Annotated in this window: 1 protein-coding gene and 1 tRNA gene; one reads left to right on the plus strand and one right to left on the minus strand. The window is 60.5% G+C overall.

Features of this window, described 5'->3' with window-relative positions:
* Positions 1 to 313: 313 nt before the first annotated feature.
* A tRNA-Gln gene (locus VJV58_RS21935) sits at positions 314 to 388 on the minus strand.
* A gap of 279 nt (positions 389 to 667) precedes the next feature.
* Here VJV58_RS21935 and VJV58_RS21940 point away from each other — a divergent pair.
* Entirely contained in the window at positions 668 to 2,452 is a 1,785-nt protein-coding gene (locus VJV58_RS21940; protein ID WP_324139470.1) for an acyl-CoA dehydrogenase, read from the plus strand.
* Positions 2,453 to 2,792: the final 340 nt, after the last annotated feature.

The following is a 2,792-nucleotide window of genomic DNA, read 5'->3' on the forward strand; positions in this document are numbered from 1 at the left end:
TTTGCAGAATATCTGCTTCACGACGGAGAGGAGACATTCAGCTGCGCTACCGCTCTGAGACTGTGCTCGTGCTTCGTGTAAAAACGGCGAGCGAGAACTGCGTCCACCCCACACAGTGCAGGTCGAACCCGGTCTCCGGTCCGCGTCTCCCAAAAACGGGAATATTTCAATCCATAGCCAGAGACTATCTCCGATTTCTCTCGGAGATTGTGCAAATTTGGAGCATAGAGACGGAATTAAAATCTGCAAAAGCCCACGTTCTGCGGGCGCTTCTTTGATTTCAGACGCAACAATCTGCAGTTGAGTGAGTGCCTGGCTGGGGCGGGAGGATTCGAACCTCCGCATGGTGGAATCAAAATCCACTGCCTTACCACTTGGCGACGCCCCAATAGCTGAAACGCGGCTGGAATAGAGTTCCGCATTTGCCTCTGGCCAGCCGTCTATAGACGGAGCCGAGCGAATTCAACAGGCCAGAAACTAAATTACAGTTGCGGCCCGCCGTTTCCGTGCGCGCCAGTGCGCCTCCGACGTGAATGCGGCTCACTTTGGCCCTGAAAGGCGTATCTCCAGCATCCCAAGCCTGAATTTCGGCTGGCGGAGAGTTGAGAGAACCGTGGTTTCGTGGGAATACGAAGCCCATGTTCCGGCTCGAAAACGAGACATCGTCATGACCTATCGCGCGCCAATCAATGACATGCTGCTGGCCCTGAACCATGGCGCCGGCTTGCAGGCGGCCGTGGAAGCCGGCCATTACGGCGATTTCGACGCCGACATTACCGCCGCGGTATTGGAAGAGGCCGGGAAATTCGCCTCTGACGTGCTTGCGCCGCTCAACCGGGTGGGCGACGAAAACGGCATCAAGCTCGACAATGGCGGCGTGACCACTGCGCCGGGTTGGCCCGATGCCTATCGTCGCTGGACCGCGGCCGGGTGGAACGCGGTGTCCGGCCCTGAGGCGTTCGGCGGCCAAGGACTTCCGCTCGCGATCAATGCGGCCTGCACTGAAATCTGGAGCGCATCGAACGTCGCGTTCGGCCTTTGCCCATTGCTGACGCTGAGCGCGATCGAGGCACTCGATGCGCATGGCACGGACGAGCTGAAAAAAATCTATCTCGACAAACTGATTTCCGGTGAATGGCCGGGCACTATGCAGCTGACCGAGCCGCAGGCCGGCTCGGATGTTGGGGCGCTGCGTACCCGTGCCGAGCGCGCCGCCGACGGTAGCTATCGAATTTCCGGAACAAAAATCTTTATCACCTACGGCGATCACGATATGAGCGACAACATCGTGCATTTCGTGCTCGCACGATTGCCCGATGCGCCACCGGGCACCAAGGGCATTTCGCTGTTTCTGATTCCGAAATTCATGGTCAATCCCGACGGCACGCTCGGTGCGCGCAACGACATTTACGCCAGCGGCATCGAACACAAGCTCGGCATGCATGCTGCGCCGACCTGCACCATGACCATGGGCGACAAGGGCGGTGCGGTCGGTTACCTCATAGGCGAGGAAAACCGCGGCATGCAGTGCATGTTCACGATGATGAATCAGGCTCGCCTTGGAGTCGGGCTCGAGGGCGTCGGCATTGCCGACCGCGCCTATCAACAGGCGCTGGCATTTGCTCAGGAGCGTCGACAGGGCCGCGCTGTCGGCAAGACCGGCAACGGATCGGATCCGATCATCGTGCATCCCGACGTTAAGCGGATGCTGATGCAGATGCGCGCCTTGACGGCGGCTGCACGCACGATCTGCTACGCAACGGCGGTGGCTCTCGATGTTTCGGTGCGCGCAAGGGACGTGAAGACGCGCGGCCTGGCAGCGGCTCGAGCCGCCCTGCTGACGCCGATCGCAAAGGCGTTTTCGACCGATATCGGCAATGAGGTCAGTTCGATCGGCGTGCAAATTCATGGCGGCATGGGGTTCATCGAGGAAACCGGCGCAGCCCAGCATTATCGCGATGCACGCATCACCCCGATTTACGAGGGTACTAATGGCATCCAGTCGATCGACCTGGTGACACGCAAGCTCGCCGCCAATGGCGGCGCATCGGTATGGACGCTGCTGGATGAGCTCACCGAGACGGTTAGCCGGGTCGAGGCCTCCAATGATCCGGGGTTCGGCACGACCGGTTCTAAACTGCGAGACGCGGTGGCATCGTTGGATCGCACGAGCCGCTGGTTGCTGGAACGTATCGCCTCGGTCCCGAATGATGCGCTGGCGGGAGCTACTCCTTATCTGCGGCTGTTTGGCTCGACGCTCGGCGGCTGCATGCTCGCCAGCGAGGCACTGGCCGCCCGCAATCTCACGGAAGCCGCGGCCGATGCCTCGCGACATGTCACGCTGGCGCGTTTTTTCGCCGAGAACATTTCGGTTCAGGCGACGGCCCTGGAGCGGGCGGTGATCGACGGCGCCGACGCCGTGAATGCAGCCGACGCGGTGTTGCTCGCATAGAAGCGGAAACAGGGACAGATAATCACTGGCGAGCATTGCTGAAAGAATAGAGCAACGAGCACTTGCTTCAATCGGAGCCTCCCGACGTATAGTGGCGAGCGAAGCTCGCTCTTTCTTATCCCTCACCTTCTTTATGGGGAGGGTGGCGCGAAGCGCCGGGTAGGGTCGTTCCTCGCATGCCGAAGCAGCCCCCCACCCACATCGCTCGCTCCCGCTCACGATGTGCCCGCCCTCCCCACAAAAGGGGGAGGGATGGAGCGCGTCGCGGCATTCCGCACATCTCTCTCGGATTCCTCCACGCAAAAACACACACCTCCGCGATCTCGCCGCGTGATGCGCG

It is taken from the genome of Bradyrhizobium sp. (genome assembly GCF_035273305.1).
GTDB lineage: Bacteria > Pseudomonadota > Alphaproteobacteria > Rhizobiales > Xanthobacteraceae > Bradyrhizobium.

Coding starts and splice junctions, on each gene's coding strand:
- VJV58_RS21940 (WP_324139470.1), top strand. CDS start 668: ATGACCTATCGCGCGCCAATCAATGACATGCTGCTGGCCCTGAACCAT.